The organism is Dickeya parazeae Ech586 (assembly GCF_000025065.1).
GTDB lineage: Bacteria > Pseudomonadota > Gammaproteobacteria > Enterobacterales > Enterobacteriaceae > Dickeya > Dickeya zeae.
In genome coordinates, this window is sequence record NC_013592.1 from 4,138,853 (window position 1) to 4,156,789 (window position 17,937).

Genomic DNA, 17,937 nt, shown 5'->3' on the forward strand with positions numbered 1-17,937 from the left:
ACGCGGCGCCCTCAAGGCGCTCGCTGTAATTCAAACACCACATCCACCTGATCATCAAAGTGGATAGTCTGTTGTTCATACGTTTGCGACACCTCGCTCTGCGCCGCCATATTGGTGGTTTTGAACATACGCGCGGCCGGTATCGGCTGGTAGTTGGCAACGTGATAGCGAATGCTGTAAACCGGCCCCAACGTGGCGTTAAACCCAGAGGCTAACGACTGCGCCTGTAATGTCGCCTGCTCTATCGCTTTTTTACGCGCCTGTTCGCGGTAGGTATCCGGGTTAGACACCCCCAACTCCACCGCCCGGATCTCGTTAAGACCCGATTTGAGTGCACCATCCAGCAGTTCATTGAGCTTATCCAACTGACGCAACGTCACTTCCACCTGCCGCACCGCACGGTATCCTTTCAAGACCGAGCCGCCATTCTTCAGGTAATCGTACTCCGGTTGAGTGCGCAAATTGGCCGCGTTGATATCTTTCTTATCGATACCGTTTTTATCCAGAAAAGCAAAGTATTGCGCGACACGATCATCCACCTGCTTTTTGGCGTCGGACACGTCTTTGGAGGACACGCTAACTTCTATCGCCAGCCGGGCGATATCCGGCGTTGCATCCACACTCGCCGTGCCGGAAGTCACAATGTGTGGCCCACTGGGCAACTCATTACCGGCCTGTGCCGTCAGTGACGACAAACCGAGCAGCATAGTCAAAACCAGAACGTTCAGCTTCACAGTATCTCCTTTGCGCGTGAATGAATGACGAAGCCTACCTGGGGCAGGCTTTATTCACTATAGGCGAATGTCTGAATAGGTGAATGTCTGGATAGATGAATACTCGAATACCGGCTACGCATCGCGAAACACAATGCCAAACGCCCGCTTACGCCGCAGGCGGTGTAAATCCTAACTCAAGGGAAATAGTGCGGGCGGTTTCCCGTAAGGGGTCAACCAGCGTATCAATCCCTATTTGTTGCAGACGCGCCATCGACAGCGAAATGGAAACGGCATAGGCCACCCGGTGCTGAATATCAAACACCGGCGCAGAAATACAGGAAACCCCCAATTCATTCTCTTCCCGGTCCATCGCCAACCCCTGGCGGCGAATTTCCGCCAGTTCCTGTTGCATGGCGGGAAGCTCAACGATGGTGTTGTCAGTCAAAGGACAAATAGTGTTTTGATGGGTCCGCCAGTATTCTGCGGGGTAGTCCTCTGCGCCGTAGGCCATGAAAATCTTACCCATCGCCGAACTGTGCAAAGGCATATGCTGGCCGATGTAAGCGCGGGTACGCATCATGCCGGTAGTCGGTTCCAGCTTATAAATCAGAATCGCGTGGTCATCTTCACGCGTTGAGAAGTTAACAGTCTCACCTACCGTCAGGTTCAACGCCTCCAGGTGCGGTGCCGCTACGTGCAACACATTCAACGACGAGAGCGCCTTCTGGCCGATAGCGATAAACTTGGTGGTCAGTCGATAACTGCCTGGCTGACGTGCAGGCACCACGTAACCACACCCGGCCAGCCCTTGCAACAAGCGATGGACGGTGCTTTTATTCATGCCGGACAACTCGGCAATCCGCGCCAACGGGCACCCGTTGGGATAGTCGCTGAGTATTTCGATCAACTGTAAACCGCGAAACAGGCTTTGACTTCCCAGCGGCTTTTCCGCCTTCCCCTCGTCATCAATGCTATGTTCATTTATCACGTCTGATCTTCCTCTCATTACGCCTGTCAGGACATCAACCTCTGCCAGGACAAAGACCATCATGAAACAGCATGTTATGCGATGCAATAGAGGAAATCGCCTGCGCGCCGCTACGGATAACAGCCGCAGGCATGAATCCACATAAAAAACTACAGTGTCGGCGCGCCCTGCGACCCCGTCTGCGCTGAAGGCGTATGGTGCAAATGCACATCCATCTGTGGATACGGAATACCGATACGATGCTCATCCAACGCCCGTTTGAAATTCTCCAGCAGGTCCCAATACACGGCTGCTGCGTCGCCATTACTGGTCCACACCCGTACCACAAAGTTAAGCGAAGACGGCCCCATCTCATTGAGCCGAATAGTAACGCCGTTATCATGCAGGATACGGTTATCCGCCGCGACGATAGCGCCCAGCACATTTTTCACCACATCGATATCCGCGTCATAGGCCACGCCGACAATAATTTCAGTACGACGATTCGGCTCACGGGAACTGTTGATAATATTCCCTGCGATAATTTTGCCATTTGGCACCACGATGACTTTGCCGTCGGCCGTCAGCAGCGTGGTGGAAAAAATTTGCACCTGAGTGACCGTGCCCGCAATGCCGCCCAAATCTACCGACTCCCCGGTGCGAAACGGCCGGAACATCACCAACAGTACCCCAGCAGCAAAGTTCGACAGTGAACCTTGTAAAGCCAGACCAACCGCCAGACCGGCGGCACCCAACACCGCAATGACCGATGTGGTTTGCACACCTACCCGACTTAGCGCCGCTATCAGTGTGAAAGCGATAATGCCGTAGCGCACCAGTGCAGACAAAAAGTCTGCCACCGTGACGTCAATACCACGAGTGACCATCAGTCGGTTTAGCGTGTTCGCCATCATACGGGCAACCAGCATCCCAACACACAAAATCATCAGGGAGGCGACGACATTCACTGCATACTGCAACAGGATATGTTGATTATTCACCAGCCAGCTCTGCAGGCGTCCCATGCTTTCAGCTACGTTGAGTTCTTCCATTTGTTCGCTCCTGTTAGCGTCATTTGCATTATCGGTATGCAGATAAAATTAAGGCTCCCGTAGGAGCCTTAGTCAAACTATCTGTGTAAAAATCATAACCGGCCGTTTAAGAATGACAACCGGCTCGATAATTTACAGTACGTCAACCGCGTTCAGTTCTTTAAACGCTTGTTCCAGACGCGCCACCATGGTCACCTGACCGGCACGCAGCCAAGCACGCGGGTCATAGTATTTCTTGTTCGGCTTGTCGTCGCCTTCCGGGTTACCCAGTTGGCCCTGCAGATAGCCTTCGTTTTTCTTGTAGTAATTCAGGATGCCTTCCCAGGTCGCCCACTGGGTGTCGGTATCGATATTCATCTTCACCACACCGTAGCTGACTGCTTCGGCGATTTCTGCGGCGGAAGAACCAGAACCGCCGTGGAACACGAAGTCCAGGCTGTTATGCGGCAGGTTGAATTTCTTGGAGACATATTCCTGAGAGTTACGCAGGATTTTCGGCGTCAGTTGCACGTTACCCGGCTTATACACGCCGTGTACGTTACCGAAAGAGGCCGCGATGGTGAAACGAGGGCTGATAGCGTTCAATTTTTCGTAAGCATATGCCACATCTTCCGGCTGGGTATACAGCGCAGAGTTGTCCAGATGGCTATTGTCCACGCCGTCTTCTTCACCACCGGTGCAGCCCAGTTCGATTTCAAGCGTCATGTCCAGTTTGGCCATACGTGCCAGATACTTGCTGCAAATCTCGATGTTTTCTTCCAGTGATTCTTCAGACAGGTCGATCATGTGGGAAGAGAACAGCGGTTTACCGGTCGCGGCGTAGTGCTTCTCACCAGCATCCAGCAGACCGTCAAGCCATGGCAGCAGTTTCTTCGCGCAATGGTCGGTGTGCAAAATCACCGGAATACCATAGTGCTCAGCCATCTGGTGTACATGATGAGCGCCAGAAATCGCACCCAGAATTGCCGCCTGCTGACCTTCAGCTTTCAGCCCTTTACCAGCAGTAAATGCAGCACCGCCGTTGGAGAACTGAACGATCACCGGCGCGCGTACTTTGGCTGCGGCTTCAAGCACGGCGTTAATAGAGTCGGTACCGACACAGTTAACCGCCGGTAGTGCAAAGTGATTTTCTTTGGCAATAGCGAATACTTTCTGAACGTCATCACCAGTGATGACACCAGGTTTTACGAAATCAAAAATTTTAGACATGTCACGTGTCCTGTTTCGTTGGCCGTGGAGGGTTAGAGATTTGTCTGTTACTGCATATCGTCGGTAATACGGCGACTACCGACGTGACCACCATTCATTACTGCTGATATTGCTGCGGGTTAGCCCGGCCGTGACCAGGCTAACCGGGGCGCGGGATCGTCCCGCCGCCACTGACTGATGAAAAACGCTTACTGACGTGCGCGTTCTTCCAGCATCACCACTGCCGGCAGTTTTTTGCCTTCTACGAACTCCAGGAAGGCACCGCCACCGGTAGAAATATAGGAGATCTTGTCGGCAATGCCGAACAGATCGATTGCTGCCAACGTATCACCGCCGCCTGCGATAGAGAATGCATCACTGTTGGCAATCGCATTCGCCACAATCTCCGTCCCTTTACGGAAGTTCGGGAATTCGAATACACCAACCGGGCCATTCCACAGAATCGTCTTGGCATTTTTCAGGATGTCAGCCAGACGTTCGGCAGAAACGTCGCCCAGGTCCAGAATCTGTTCATCATCTTTAATGGCGGCCACGGATTTCAATGTCGCGCTGGCAGTTTCGGAGAATTCTGTTGCAACACGGACATCGCTCGGTACCGGAATATCGCAGGTTTCCAGCAGTTTTTTCGCTTCCGGAATCAGTTCCGCTTCGTACAGCGATTTACCGACGTTATGGCCTTGAGCGGCAACGAAGGTATTGGCGATACCGCCACCAACGATCAGCTGGTCAGCAATTTTAGACAGTGAATCCAGCACCGTCAGTTTGGTAGACACTTTGGAACCACCGACGATAGCCACCATCGGGCGAGCCGGGTTACCCAGTGCTTTACCCAACGCTTCCAGTTCATTGGACAGCAGCGGGCCAGCACAGGCGATCGGTGAGAATTTGCCAACACCGTGAGTTGACGCCTGCGCGCGGTGTGCGGTACCGAACGCATCCATCACAAACACGTCGCACAGCGCGGCGTATTTTTTGGACAGCACTTCGTCGTCTTTCTTCTCGCCCTTGTTGAAACGGACGTTTTCCAGCACGACCAACTCACCTTCGGCCACATCAACGCCGTCCAGGTAATCTTTCGCCAGACGTACCGGTGCAGACAGATGATCTTTCAGGTAGTTCACTACCGGCAGCAGGGAGAATTCTTCGTTGTACTCGCCTTCGGTCGGGCGGCCCAGATGGGATGTCACCATCACACGGGCACCCTGCTTCAGGGCGATTTCAATGGTCGGCAGGGATGCGCGGATGCGGGCGTCAGACGTCACTTTGCCATCTTTAACCGGCACGTTCAGATCCGCACGGATCAGCACGCGTTTGCCAGCCAAATCCAGGTCGGTCATCTTAATTACAGCCATGGTGAATCCTCTTGTTGATTCTCTTTAAAGTTGCTTGAGTGAGGTGTCGGTTCCCCGGCACCGCCTATCAGAAACCGCAGGCCGCCATCGCCCATGTTGTATCCAACATCCGATTGGCAAAGCCCCATTCGTTATCGCACCAGACCAGTGTTTTGATCAGATGTCCTCCGCTGACCCGGGTTTGCGTCCCATCCACTATCGCGCTATGCGGGTCGTGGTTGAAATCCACTGAGACCAACGGCAAATCGGTATAATCAACTATACCACGAAATGTATTCTGCGCTGACTGGCGAAACAGCGTATTGATTTCACTTACGTTTACCGCGTTTTTCACGCTGACGCTAAGATCAATCGCCGTGACATTGATAGTCGGCACCCGCACCGAAATCGCCTCAAAGCGGTCTTCGAATTTCGGAAAGAAACGGGTAATCCCCACCGCCAGTTTGGTGTCCACCGGGATGATCGACTGACTGGCAGCACGGGTACGCCGCAGGTCATGGTGATACGCATCGATCACCGGCTGGTCGTTCATCGACGCATGGATCGTCGTCACGGTACCGCTCTCGATGCTATACGCATCGTCCAGCAGTTTAATAATCGGAATAATACAGTTGGTGGTGCAGGAGGCGTTGGATACCAGACGGTGAGCCAAATGCAGATCCTGATGATTAACGCCATACACAATGGTGGCATCAAGATCCGGCGCTCCGGGGTGGGAAAACAGCACTTTTTTCGCGCCTGCCGCCAGATGGGCTTCACCATCGGCGCGGCTGCCGTACACACCGCTGCAATCCAGCACGATATCAACACCCAGCTCGCCCCACGGCAGAGAACGGAGATCTGGCTCATGCAACAGGCGAATGGTGTCATCCCCTACCGATAAACGATCGCACTCCTGACGGACATCCCACGAAAAACGGCCATGGCTGCTATCGTACTTGAGCAGATGGGCAATCCCTTCGGCATTAGCCAGCTCATTAATCGCCACCACCGTGATTTCGGCTCGCCGACCGGATTCATACAACGCACGCAGAACACTGCGACCTATACGACCAAAGCCATTTATCGCAATACGGATTGTCATGAAATTCCCTGTGTAGTGATAAAAGCATTGCGCGTTATAGGATAATCAGTAAGCCACCAGGAATAAACCGCTTGTTGCACAGGACATGTCACCACGTAAAACCGCTGTATAACCTTGTAGTCAAACGCTGTCACACCAACAACTGAAACGCTTCAGCTAGCATAAACGAATTGCCTGGCAAAAGAAATATGGCGGCAGGGCGGATACCAGAAGAGTGATCCGCGTCAAATAATTACCGCACAGTTTGTTCAACCAGTGTGTTATCCCAAGACTAGCAGGATCAAAAAAGGCCGGGAGACAATCCCGGCCTTACAAGAACCGCTAACTACAGAACAGCGTTATTTCAGCAGCGCTTTCGCCTTCGCCACCACGTTATCGGTAGTGAAGCCAAAGACGTCGAACAGTTTTTCTGCCGGTGCGGATTCGCCAAAGCTTTCCATACCAACAATCGCGCCATTGAGGCCAACATACTTGTACCAATAGTCAGCAATACCGGCTTCGATCGCCACACGGGCGCTCACGGCAGACGGTAGTACCGCTTCACGATAAGCCGCATCCTGTTTGTCGAATGCATCGGTAGACGGCATGGACACCACGCGCGCCTTAACGCCTTCTTCGCTCAGTTTCTGCCAGGCAGCGACCGCCAGTTCGACTTCAGAACCGGTAGCAATAAGGATCAGCTGCGGCTGGCCGCCGCTGTCTTTCAGCACATAAGCCCCTTTAGCGACATCAGCCAACTGCTGAGCGGTACGTTCCTGCTGCGCCAGATTCTGACGAGACAGAATCAACGCCGTCGGGCCGTCTTTACGCTCGATGGCGTATTTCCAGGCTACCGCGGTTTCAACCTGATCCGCCGGGCGCCAGGTACTCATGTTTGGCGTCACGCGCAGGCTGGCCAACTGCTCTACTGGCTGATGGGTCGGGCCATCTTCGCCCAGACCGATGGAGTCATGGGTGTAGACATAGATGCTGCGCACTTTCATCAGCGCTGCCATACGCACCGCATTACGGGCGTATTCCACGAACATCAGGAACGTCGCGGTGTACGGCACGAAACCGCCATGCAGCGAAATACCGTTGGCAATGGCAGTCATGCCAAATTCACGCACTCCGTAGTGGATGTAGTTACCAGCCGGGTCTTCATTCAGCGCTTTCGAACCAGACCAAATCGTCAGGTTGCTCGGCGCCAGGTCAGCAGAACCGCCCAGGAATTCCGGCAGCAGCTTGCCATAGGCTTCCAGCGCATTCTGCGAGGCTTTACGGCTGGCGATCTTGGCCGGGTTAGCCTGCAGTTGTTCGACAACTTTCGTCGACTCGGCCTGCCAGTTAGCCGGCAATTCGCCGTTCACGCGACGAGTGAATTCAGCAGCCAGTTCCGGATAGGCGCTGGCATAGGCATTGAACGCCTGCTGCCAGGCAGCCTCTTTGCTCTCACCGGCTTTGCGAGCATCCCAGGCGGCATAGATATCAGCCGGGATTTCAAACGGACCGTATTTCCAGCCCAATTGCTCACGGGTCGCAGCCACTTCAGCATCACCCAACGGCGCACCGTGGGAATCATGGGTACCGGCTTTGTTCGGAGAACCGAAACCAATCACGGTTTTGCACAGCAGCAGCGACGGTTTGTCAGTGACGCTCTGCGCTTCTTTGATAGCACGCTGGATGGCATCAGCATCATGACCGTCAATGCCGCGAACCACATGCCAGCCATAGGATTCAAAACGGGCAGCGGTATCATCGGTGAACCAGCCTTCGATGTGGCCGTCGATGGAAATACCGTTGTCATCGTAAAACGCAACCAGTTTACCCAACTTCAGGGTACCCGCCAGTGAACAGACCTCATGAGAGATCCCTTCCATCATGCAACCATCACCCAGGAAGACATAGGTGTGGTGGTCAACGATGTCATGGCCCGGACGGTTGAACTGCGCGGCCAGTGTACGTTCGGCAATCGCCATACCGACCGCGTTAGCGATCCCCTGCCCTAACGGTCCAGTAGTGGTTTCCACGCCCGGTGTATAACCCACTTCCGGGTGACCCGGCGTTCTGGAATGCAACTGGCGGAAGTTTTTCAGTTCTTCAATCGGCAGATCATAACCCGTCAGATGCAACAGGCTGTAGATCAGCATGGAGGCATGACCGTTGGACAGCACGAAGCGATCGCGGTTAGCCCAGTGCGGGTTGGCTGGGTTATGGTTCAGATGGTCACGCCACAGGACTTCAGCGATATCAGCCATACCCATTGGTGCGCCAGGATGACCAGATTTGGCCTTCTGCACGCCATCCATACTCAACGCACGGATAGCATTGGCAAGTTCTTTACGAGAGGACATGCTTTACTCCAGATCGGATTGAACAGTTGCCTGTCGAACATAAAACATATAAATCAATGTGTTAGCTCAAAAAGGCAAAGAAAAGATATTCACAAATGTACATGAAAACCCAGCCGATTGCACATGGAACAGCAAGCGGAAAAAACGCACGAATCTGCTGACATGCAGACCGTATAGCAGGCTTTCCTTTTCATCGGGGCGGTTTTATCTGCCTTAGCTCACACGATGTAGCAGCTTTACCTGTTTACGCCCGCCTTTTTTCGCCACCATAACACCACGGCTACGTCGTCTGCACGACCTTCTTTGAAGAGACACCGATCAAAAAGGGCATCCTGTAAGATGCCCTTGCAACGTGACTCATTAGCGAAAAATATCAACGACGGTAGGTCAGCACCGATTAATGCGCGGCAGCCTCATGTCCATGCAAACGGTGACGGGTCACCATCCCTAACAGGAAGCACATGACGAAGACCACAAAATAGAGCCCGTTCGCGGTCACCAGCGCAGCATGTACGCCGAAGTGCTGCACGATCGGCCCAGTGACGATAAAGGTCAGCATGGTTCCCACCGTTCCGCAGGTCAGAATGAAGTTGACCAGCTTCGGCGACGGCACCTTGGTCTGCTGGGAGCCCAGAGTAATCAGCGTGGTATAGATAGCGCTGGAAATGAAGCCCAGGCCAAAAATGAAGTATTTCAGCAGATGAGGTTGATCGCTGCTGACAAACAGGTACATCGCCCCGGTCGCCAGCACAGCCAGCACAGTCACTACGCGCTGCAAGTCAAAAAACTTGAGCACAACGCTGAACACCCACATACCAATCATGTACGACGTCCAGAAGCTACTGACCAGTTCCCCGGCATCGCCAATGCTCATACCAAAGGATTTGGTCACGTATTCCGGCACCCACTGAATAAACGCCAGTTGCCCCAGGATATAGCACAGCGCCGCAATAGACAGGAATACCACGCCCATGCCCCATTTTTCCGTCTCGACAGGTGTGCTCTGAGCGTTGGCTTTTTCCGTGCCGATAGCGGGAAAATCAGACAGCAGTGTCAGTACCAGAATCGCCACGTACAACAGTCCGATGCAAGCGTAAATCCAGTACCAGCCGAAATGACGGGACAACAACGCCGCTGCCACAATCGGGAAAATCATACCGGCCATACTGAAAAAGGAATCGGTAAACAGCAAGCGGGCACCACGCTGACGCCCGGAGTAGAGCTGGGTAATCAGAAAGGTGCCGATCGACATGGTGATGCCGCTGACTACGCCCAGCGTAAACATACAGGCAGAAAACACCGCCAGCGATTTACCCACGAACAACCCGACGACCGACAGGACAATCAGTATAAAACCGAAGATCAGCTGTTTCTTCAGCGGGAAAATATCCATCAGCCAGACATTCAGGAAAATGGATAGCAAAATACCGGCATTCAGAAACGTAAAGGTATTACTCATATTGGCTATCGGGACATTGAAGTACTGGGCGATATCGCCCATGACCATGCCCGTGACGATAACCAGCGCACCGGTCAGCGCATAAGAAAAGCAGCTGGTAAAAAATAACCGCTGACGATTGAGATCAGACATATATCCTTCCTGTCATCAAATAGGAAAAGCGCAGGTGATACCCGATTCTGGTATCGACGTAGCGCCACAACGTTGTCATCAAAGTGTTGGTAGGCCGCACACACAAAACGGCATGCTAACCGGAAAGCGTCATTCCGCCTTACTACACGCCGTACTACACAAAACCAGACGTGCTATTTAATAAAAAACTGACGTACTGTGTAATAAACGCAGACATACCGTACCGCACTCAGTATGGCTGCCACGCCCGAAAAAGAAAAAGGTTGAGCGCCTTATCAGCACCCAACCTTTTCTGACGAGAGATTATTCGTCTTCCAAATAAGTATAACCGTATAAGCCGGTTTCGAATTCCTCAAGGAATTGCGCCTGCAATTCCGGTTCCAGATTGGCGCCCTTCACCTGATCACGGAAGCGGGACATCAACACTTTCGGGTCGAGCTGCACGTATTCCAGCATATCGGCCACGGTGTTGCCTTCATCTGACTCTTCCAGCTCAACCGTCCCATCCTGGAATACAAACACATCCACGGTCGAGGTGTCGCCAAACAGGTTGTGCATATTACCGAGGATTTCCTGATACGCCCCCACCATGAAAAATCCCAGCAGCGGCGGGTTTTCCGGGTCGTAAGGCGGCATCGGCATCGTCGTGGCAACGCCATCGCCATCCACATAGTGATCGATAGTGCCGTCAGAATCGCAGGTGATATCCAGCAGTACCGCACGACGCTGCGGCGGCTTGTCCAGCCCTTCGAGCGGTAACACCGGGAATAACTGATCGATCCCCCAGGCATCTGGCATCGACTGGAACAGCGAGAAGTTGACATACAGCTTATCCGCCATACGTTCCTGCAGTTCATCAATAATCGGCCGGTGCGCGCGGTTACTCGGGTCAAGCTGCTGCTGAAGGCGCTGGCAGATATTCAGATAGAGCTGTTCCGCCTGTGCACGCTGGGTCAAATCCAGCATACCGTGGGTGTACTGGGTGTGGACATCATTCAGGTCCATCTGGCTGTCGTGCAGCCATTCACGCAGCGAACGACGGTTGCCCGGCTCCTGAATTTCCTGCCAGGTGCTCCACAAACTTTCCAGCGCACGCGGCGCGTCTTCATCCGGTGCTGTCGGCTCGCTAAATTCGTTACGCTCTACCCCGATGATATTGGATACCAGCACGGTGTGATGTGCGGTCACCGCACGCCCGGACTCGGTTATCACCATCGGATGCGGCAAGCCATATTCATTACAGGCGTCGCCAATTCCCCAAATAACGTTGTTGGCGTATTCGTTCAGGCCGTAATTGACCGAACAGTCGGACTGCGAACGGGTGCCTTCGTAATCGACGCCCAATCCACCACCGACGTCAAAACACTGAATATTGACGCCCAGTTTATGCAGTTCAACGTAAAAACGCGCCGATTCACGCACGCCAGTGGCGATATCACGAATGTTCGCCAGTTGTGAACCCAGGTGGAAATGCAACAGTTGCAGGCTATCGAGGCGGTTGGCGTTGCGCAGCAGTTCCACCAGTTGCAGTACCTGTGTCGCGGCCAGGCCGAACTTGGACTTTTCACCACCGCTCGACTGCCATTTGCCGGAACCCTGCGATGCCAGACGCGCACGCACGCCCAAACGCGGTACCACGTTCAGACGCTCGGCCTCTTCCAGCACCAGCTTGATTTCCGACATCTTTTCAATGACCAGATAGACCTTGTGACCCAGCTTTTCGCCGATCAAGGCCAGTCGGATATATTCACGGTCTTTATAACCGTTACAGACGATAACGGTACGGGTCATACCTGCATGGCCCAATACCGCCATCAATTCCGCTTTGGAGCCGGCTTCCAACCCCAACGGCTCACCGGAATTGATCAGGGATTCAATGACGCGGCGATGCTGGTTAACTTTGATGGGATAAACCAGAAAATAGCCGCCTTCATAACCGAAAGACTCACGCGCGCGTTTAAACGCGGCATTAATAGAACGCAGGCGGTGTTGCAAAATCTGCGGGAAGCAGAACAGCGCAGGTAGACGCTGATTATCCTGCTGACGGGTTTTTACCAGTTTGGCCAGGTCGACACGCGCCTCTGGCACGTCCGGATCCGGGCACACGCTGATGTGACCCAGCTCGTTGACGTCGTAGTAATTATTACCCCACCAGGCAATATTATACGTTCTCAGCATCTCGCTGGCGTCGCGGTCATTCATGGCTACCTCCTGCATGGAGCGCAGATGATCGTGTTTACCCGCCGCTGACGAGTACGGTTGAATCATATCGTCAGACATGGCGATCCCCTTCTTCCACTTCTAGATGAATAATCACATTTTTTCCCGCAACAAATACCGGCGGCATAGCAAAAGCGTGCATCGCTGGCAGTGAAAAAACCGACGAGCAGTAGTATGCCGTCGTTTTATGACTCTTATTAGTGTAAAACACGATGTCAGACTCCGAGATTCGGGTCGGTGAAAACCAGGGAAAACACCACCAGGAAGAACGCACATGCATTCACTGGCGCGGAGAAAAAAGCAGGTTAGCCAGCTCGGGAGTCCTGCGTTGCGCTGCGGGACAGGCAACTTCGGGCAAATGGCGGAAAGGATTGAGTCAGTGACGCAGTGGCGTCAGAAGAAAAGCGCGGCAGGCGCAACTCACTCAATAAACAACGGATCATTAATCCTATCACCTCCACGCTCGCCGCAGATGATGCGGTCAGGCTATCACGACAACCATCAGGAAACGGTCAAACAGTATCGGCAAGCGTCTTGTCGCAGCACTCGCCGGTCACTCAGGACAAGCCTCGCGCCACATTTTGAGGCCCCGAATGACGGACAACAAAACCGCCTGCCGTTTATACCTATCCATCCCCGGAAAAGCAAAATGAAAATGGTAAAAAAACCTATCATGTTGGCAAAAACTGCCGATGAACATCGTCAGTCCATCACTGCGGCATAAAAACTGCTGGCATGGGGCTATCGTGTGGCCTAGAATAGCCATCCAGATGTTAATCCATCTATACCGATTAACTGATGCCCTAAATAATCCGAGTTGCAGGACAAAACGCGTTGGCCCTTCAGGACAAGGTTCATTAAGAACCGAGCAAGTAAGAAAGCCCCACCTGCGGCTTAAAATATGACGGGTATATATTGATTAACGGCTTTAGCTTATAAGGTAGAGAAACTCATGGCTAAACACCTTTTTACGTCCGAATCGGTCTCCGAAGGACATCCTGATAAAATTGCTGACCAGATTTCTGACGCCGTCCTTGACGCGATTCTGGAGCAGGACCCCAAAGCGCGAGTTGCCTGCGAAACTTACGTAAAAACCGGTATGGTGTTAGTTGGTGGCGAAATCACCACCAGCGCCTGGGTGGATATCGAAGAAATCACACGTCGCACCGTCCGCGACATTGGCTACGTCAACTCAGAAATGGGTTTTGACGCCAACTCTTGCGCGGTACTGAGCGCCATCGGCAAACAGTCTCCAGACATCAATCAGGGCGTTGACCGTAAAGACCCGCTGGAGCAAGGCGCGGGTGACCAGGGCCTGATGTTCGGCTACGCCACCAACGAAACCGACGTGCTGATGCCAGCACCGATCACCTATGCACACCGGCTGGTACAGCGTCAGTCTGAAGTGCGCAAAAACGGCACCTTGTCGTGGCTGCGTCCCGATGCCAAGAGCCAGGTGACCTTTGCTTACGACAACGGCAAAATCGTCGGTATCGACGCGGTTGTATTGTCTACCCAGCATTCAGAATCCATCGGGCAGAAAGACCTGCAGGAAGCCGTGATGGAAGAGATCATCAAGCCGGTTCTGCCGTCTGAATGGCTCTCTGCCAATACCAAATACTTCATCAACCCGACCGGCCGTTTTGTTATCGGTGGCCCGATGGGTGACTGCGGCCTGACCGGTCGTAAAATCATCGTTGATACTTACGGCGGTGCCGCACGTCACGGTGGTGGTGCATTCTCCGGTAAAGATCCGTCCAAAGTGGACCGCTCTGCTGCCTACGCCGCCCGTTATGTCGCGAAAAACATCGTGGCCGCCGGTCTGGCAGATCGCTGTGAGATCCAGGTGTCTTACGCTATCGGCGTGGCAGAACCGACCTCCATCATGGTGGAAACCTTCGGTACGGAGAAAGTCTCCAGCGATCGCCTGGTTGATCTGGTTCGTCAGTTCTTCGATCTGCGCCCTTACGGTTTGATTCAGATGCTGGACTTGCTGCATCCGATCTACCAGAAAACCGCAGCTTACGGTCACTTTGGCCGTGAAGAATTCCCGTGGGAAAAAACCGACGTGGCAGAAAAACTGCGCGATGCCGCAGGCCTGAAATAATCCGCTTTTCTGACATGCCAACGGCGAAGCAGAGCTTCGCCGTTTTTTATTGCCGAAGCCTGTGGGCATGATTGTGTCTGAAACCATGATTGCATCCGGTTCGCCCAGCCCGTAAGCTGCCAGCATGAACACACCACGTCTTCCTATCGCCCTGCAACAAGCGGTCATGCGCTGTCTGCGAGAAAAACTTCAGCAGGCCAATACCGTATTAGGCAGCGATTATCCTGAACCGATCATCAACTACCAGCAACGCGGTTCCACGGCGGGCAGCGCCTGGCTCAAAGAGTGGGAAATCCGCCTCAACCCGGTGTTATTACTGGAAAACCAGCAGTCGTTCATTGACGAAGTCGTGCCGCACGAACTGGCGCACCTGCTGGTTTATGCCCGTTTTGGGAAAACCGCGCCACACGGTCAGCAATGGCGCTGGATGATGGAAAGCGTATTGAACGTTCCCGCCCGTCGTACCCATCAGTTTGTGACAGCATCAGTCCAGGGGAAAACCTTCCCTTATGAATGTGCCTGTCGCCGCCATGAACTCACTGTGCGTCGGCATAACCGGGTGATCAAGGGCGAATCAGAATACCGTTGTCGCTCTTGCGGCGAACGGTTACGCGCTCTTGTAACAAAACCCGTTTAAACAAAAATAACTGGCATTTAATACTGAATTTTTTGAGTTTGCCTGTACGGTCTTCCTCAGGTACGCTGCCCGTTTTTAACCCTGAGGTAGCGTTGGAATATGCTTCGCAATGTTGTCATTTTCGTGGTGTTGGGCGCAGGCCTGACAACGCTGGCCGTGGCCGGTCAGAACATCAATAATTTCACGCAAGCCAAAGCCGCCGCCGTGAAAATCCATCAGGATGCCCCCGGTACTTTCTACTGCGGCTGTACCATCAACTGGCAGGGTAAGAAAGGGACGCCGGACCTGGCCTCCTGCGGCTATCAGGTTCGCAAAGACGCCAACCGCGCTCATCGTATTGAGTGGGAACACGTCGTGCCTGCATGGCAATTTGGGAATCAGCGCCAGTGCTGGCAAGACGGCGGCCGCAAGAACTGCACCAAAGACGATGTTTACCGCCAGATGGAAACCGATCTGCACAACCTGCAACCGTCAATTGGTGAAGTGAACGGCGATCGTGGCAACTTCATGTACAGCCAGTGGAATGGTGGCGAGCGTCAATATGGCCAGTGCGAGATGAAGATTGATTTTAAAAACCAACTGGCAGAACCGCCCGAACGAGCACGCGGTGCTATCGCCCGCACCTACTTCTATATGCGCGACCGCTACCATCTGAACCTGTCCCGCCAGCAGACCCAACTGTTTGATGTCTGGAGCAAACAATACCCGGCCACCGCGTGGGAATGTACCCGTGAAAAACGCATCGCAGCGATACAAGGCAACCCTAACCCCTATGTGCAAGAGGCTTGCCAGCCCTGATGCCGCTCCCTACTATAACGGCTTGTCTCTTATAATAAGCGCCGCCGTCGCCACCGTTGCTATAACGGTGGCCGGGGTCTGTCAGGCTTTGCCCCTTCGATTAACTACCACCTAAGGCCAGATTATTCATGCGAATACCGCGCATTTTTCATCCCGATACGCTTGCCCCACAAGGGGGAGAAACCGATCTGAGCGAAGACGCCGCCAACCATGTGGGCCGAGTACTTCGCATGAGCGCCGGGCAGGCGCTGCAACTGTTCGACGGCAGTAATCAGGTTTTCGAGGCCGAGATTGTGCAGGCCGGGAAAAAAAGCGTGCGGGTCCGTTATGCCACCGGTCAAACGGAAGACCGGGAGTCACCCTTGCACCTGCATTTGGGCCAGGTGATGTCGCGTGGCGAAAAAATGGAATTCACTATCCAAAAATCCATCGAGCTGGGTGTTAATATCATCACTCCGCTGCTATCCGAACGTTGTGGCGTCAAACTGGATGGTGAACGGCTGGAGAAGAAAATCGCGCAGTGGCAAAAAATCGCCATTGCGGCCTGCGAACAGTGCGGCAGAAACCGGGTACCGGATATTCGCCCAGTCCAGACGTTGGAAAGCTGGTGCGCGGAATCGGACAATGGGTTAAAACTGAACCTGCATCCGCGGGCGTCGCAACACATCAATACATTGCCGTTGCCGGTATCGCGCATCCGGTTGTTGATTGGCCCGGAAGGCGGATTATCAGCAGACGAAATCGCCATGACCGCAACCCAGGGATTTACTGATATCCTGCTGGGGCCTCGCGTTCTGCGTACAGAAACCACCGCGCTCACCGCAATCACCGCGCTTCAGGTGCGATTCGGCGATTTGGGGTAAAGGAGAAAATAATGAGAAAACTCGGTATCGTGATGGACCCGATTTCGTCCATCAATATCAAGAAAGACACCAGCTTTGCGATGTTGCAGGAAGCCCAGCGCCGTGGCTGGGAACTGCACTATATGGAAATGGGCGACCTCTACCTGCACGCAGGTGAAGCCCGGGCAACCACCCGCACGCTGAACGTTCAATACGATTACAACCATTGGTATGACTTCGGTGCGACGCAGGACATCGCCCTGCATGAATTAGATGTGGTGTTGATGCGCAAAGACCCGCCGTTTGACACCGAATTCATCTACGCCACCTATATTCTGGAGCGGGCGGAAGAGAAAGGGACGCTCATCGTTAACAAACCGCAAAGCCTGCGTGATTGTAACGAGAAACTGTTCACTGCCTGGTTCCCGCAGTTAACGCCGGATACGCTGGTCACCCGCAATGCCGATCGGCTGCGTGCGTTCCATCAGCACCACAGCGACGTTATCTTAAAGCCACTCGACGGCATGGGCGGCGCGTCGATTTTCCGCCTGAAGCCAGAGGATGCTAACGTATCGGTCATCATCGAAACCCTGACCGAACACGGTAGCCGTTACTGCATGGCGCAAAACTACCTGCCTGCCATTAAAGACGGCGATAAACGCGTACTGGTGGTCGATGGTGAACCGGTGCCTTACTGTCTGGCACGCATTCCGAAAAGCGGTGAAACCCGCGGGAATCTGGCTGCTGGTGGTCGGGGCGAAGCCCGCCCGCTCAGCGAAAGCGACTGGCAGATTGCCCGTACCGTCGCACCAGTACTGAAACAGAAAGGCTTGATCTTCGTCGGGCTAGACATCATTGGCGATCGCCTGACCGAGATTAACGTCACCAGCCCAACCTGTGTGCGTGAAATCGAAGCCGCCTATCCGGATGTTTCTATTACCGGCATGTTGATGGACGCAATTGACCGCAGGCTGGCTCAGCGCTAACGATACACGGACCGTATCCCGGTCGGTGATGTAGACCTTACCC

15 protein-coding genes are annotated in these 17,937 nt (G+C 53.6%); 6 read left to right on the plus strand and 9 right to left on the minus strand.

The genetic code is table 11. From position 1 onward, the window contains the following. Window positions 1–11: 11 nt before the first annotated feature. The 9 genes from DD586_RS17980 to speA all read right to left on the minus strand — a co-directional run bounded on the left by DD586_RS17980 (window position 12) and on the right by speA (window position 12,584). Window positions 12–734 carry an oxidative stress defense protein gene (locus DD586_RS17980; protein WP_012886247.1) on the minus strand — a complete coding sequence of 241 codons (723 nt, stop codon included), beginning with the start codon at window positions 732–734 and terminating at the stop codon, window positions 12–14. A gap of 148 nt (window positions 735–882) precedes the next feature. After that, window positions 883–1,686 (minus strand): IclR family transcriptional regulator, encoded by an 804-nt coding sequence (locus tag DD586_RS17985; protein WP_228669798.1) that lies wholly within the window; start codon window positions 1,684–1,686, stop codon window positions 883–885. 167 nt (window positions 1,687–1,853) lie between these two features. Then, window positions 1,854–2,735 carry a small-conductance mechanosensitive channel MscS gene (mscS, locus tag DD586_RS17990; RefSeq protein WP_012886249.1) on the minus strand — a complete coding sequence of 294 codons (882 nt, stop codon included), beginning with the start codon at window positions 2,733–2,735 and terminating at the stop codon, window positions 1,854–1,856. Between the two features lie 132 nt (window positions 2,736–2,867). Next, complete coding sequence (gene fbaA / locus DD586_RS17995) at window positions 2,868–3,944, minus strand: class II fructose-bisphosphate aldolase (protein ID WP_012886250.1); 1,077 nt, start codon at window positions 3,942–3,944, stop codon at window positions 2,868–2,870. A gap of 188 nt (window positions 3,945–4,132) precedes the next feature. Continuing rightward, the gene (gene pgk / locus DD586_RS18000; RefSeq protein ID WP_012886251.1) at window positions 4,133–5,296 is read right to left on the minus strand and encodes a phosphoglycerate kinase; all 1,164 of its coding nucleotides are present in this window, start codon (window positions 5,294–5,296) and stop codon (window positions 4,133–4,135) included. 67 nt (window positions 5,297–5,363) lie between these two features. Next, the gene (gene epd, locus DD586_RS18005; protein ID WP_012886252.1) at window positions 5,364–6,380 is read right to left on the minus strand and encodes an erythrose-4-phosphate dehydrogenase; all 1,017 of its coding nucleotides are present in this window, start codon (window positions 6,378–6,380) and stop codon (window positions 5,364–5,366) included. 338 nt (window positions 6,381–6,718) lie between these two features. Next, window positions 6,719–8,713, minus strand: coding sequence for a transketolase (tkt, locus tag DD586_RS18010; protein WP_012886253.1), 1,995 nt, complete (start codon window positions 8,711–8,713; stop codon window positions 6,719–6,721). A gap of 397 nt (window positions 8,714–9,110) precedes the next feature. Continuing rightward, the gene (gene tsgA / locus DD586_RS18015; RefSeq protein ID WP_012886254.1) at window positions 9,111–10,304 is read right to left on the minus strand and encodes an MFS transporter TsgA; all 1,194 of its coding nucleotides are present in this window, start codon (window positions 10,302–10,304) and stop codon (window positions 9,111–9,113) included. Window positions 10,305–10,607: 303 nt separating this feature from the next. Continuing rightward, on the minus strand, window positions 10,608–12,584 hold the full coding sequence (speA, locus tag DD586_RS18020; protein WP_012886255.1) for a biosynthetic arginine decarboxylase: 1,977 nt from the start codon (window positions 12,582–12,584) through the stop codon (window positions 10,608–10,610). Between the two features lie 214 nt (window positions 12,585–12,798). Here speA and DD586_RS18025 point away from each other — a divergent pair, with 214 nt between their 5' ends. The 6 genes from DD586_RS18025 (at window position 12,799) to gshB (ending at window position 17,894) form a co-directional block, all read left to right on the plus strand. Next, on the plus strand, window positions 12,799–13,248 hold the full coding sequence (locus tag DD586_RS18025) for a hypothetical protein (RefSeq protein WP_012886256.1): 450 nt from the start codon (window positions 12,799–12,801) through the stop codon (window positions 13,246–13,248). 228 nt (window positions 13,249–13,476) lie between these two features. Continuing rightward, window positions 13,477–14,631: a methionine adenosyltransferase gene (gene metK, locus DD586_RS18030; protein ID WP_012886257.1), complete on the plus strand. Its 1,155-nt coding sequence runs from the start codon at window positions 13,477–13,479 to the stop codon at window positions 14,629–14,631. A 124-nt stretch (window positions 14,632–14,755) separates the two neighbouring features. Continuing rightward, window positions 14,756–15,268, plus strand: a complete 513-nt coding sequence (locus tag DD586_RS18035) for a SprT family zinc-dependent metalloprotease (RefSeq protein ID WP_012886258.1) — start codon at window positions 14,756–14,758, stop codon at window positions 15,266–15,268. Between the two features lie 99 nt (window positions 15,269–15,367). After that, the gene (gene endA / locus DD586_RS18040; RefSeq protein ID WP_012886259.1) at window positions 15,368–16,066 is read left to right on the plus strand and encodes a deoxyribonuclease I; all 699 of its coding nucleotides are present in this window, start codon (window positions 15,368–15,370) and stop codon (window positions 16,064–16,066) included. Window positions 16,067–16,194: 128 nt separating this feature from the next. Then, window positions 16,195–16,929, plus strand: a complete 735-nt coding sequence (rsmE, locus tag DD586_RS18045; RefSeq protein WP_012886260.1) for a 16S rRNA (uracil(1498)-N(3))-methyltransferase — start codon at window positions 16,195–16,197, stop codon at window positions 16,927–16,929. Window positions 16,930–16,940: 11 nt separating this feature from the next. Beyond that, window positions 16,941–17,894: a glutathione synthase gene (gene gshB, locus DD586_RS18050; protein ID WP_012886261.1), complete on the plus strand. Its 954-nt coding sequence runs from the start codon at window positions 16,941–16,943 to the stop codon at window positions 17,892–17,894. Window positions 17,895–17,937 lie beyond the last annotated feature (43 nt).

Coding starts and splice junctions, on each gene's coding strand:
- mscS (WP_012886249.1), bottom strand. CDS start 2,735: ATGGAAGAACTCAACGTAGCTGAAAGCATGGGACGCCTGCAGAGCTGG.
- fbaA (WP_012886250.1), bottom strand. CDS start 3,944: ATGTCTAAAATTTTTGATTTCGTAAAACCTGGTGTCATCACTGGTGAT.
- pgk (WP_012886251.1), bottom strand. CDS start 5,296: ATGGCTGTAATTAAGATGACCGACCTGGATTTGGCTGGCAAACGCGTG.
- epd (WP_012886252.1), bottom strand. CDS start 6,380: ATGACAATCCGTATTGCGATAAATGGCTTTGGTCGTATAGGTCGCAGT.
- tkt (WP_012886253.1), bottom strand. CDS start 8,713: ATGTCCTCTCGTAAAGAACTTGCCAATGCTATCCGTGCGTTGAGTATG.
- tsgA (WP_012886254.1), bottom strand. CDS start 10,304: ATGTCTGATCTCAATCGTCAGCGGTTATTTTTTACCAGCTGCTTTTCT.
- speA (WP_012886255.1), bottom strand. CDS start 12,584: ATGTCTGACGATATGATTCAACCGTACTCGTCAGCGGCGGGTAAACAC.
- DD586_RS18025 (WP_012886256.1), top strand. CDS start 12,799: ATGCATTCACTGGCGCGGAGAAAAAAGCAGGTTAGCCAGCTCGGGAGT.
- metK (WP_012886257.1), top strand. CDS start 13,477: ATGGCTAAACACCTTTTTACGTCCGAATCGGTCTCCGAAGGACATCCT.
- DD586_RS18035 (WP_012886258.1), top strand. CDS start 14,756: ATGAACACACCACGTCTTCCTATCGCCCTGCAACAAGCGGTCATGCGC.
- endA (WP_012886259.1), top strand. CDS start 15,368: ATGCTTCGCAATGTTGTCATTTTCGTGGTGTTGGGCGCAGGCCTGACA.
- rsmE (WP_012886260.1), top strand. CDS start 16,195: ATGCGAATACCGCGCATTTTTCATCCCGATACGCTTGCCCCACAAGGG.
- gshB (WP_012886261.1), top strand. CDS start 16,941: ATGAGAAAACTCGGTATCGTGATGGACCCGATTTCGTCCATCAATATC.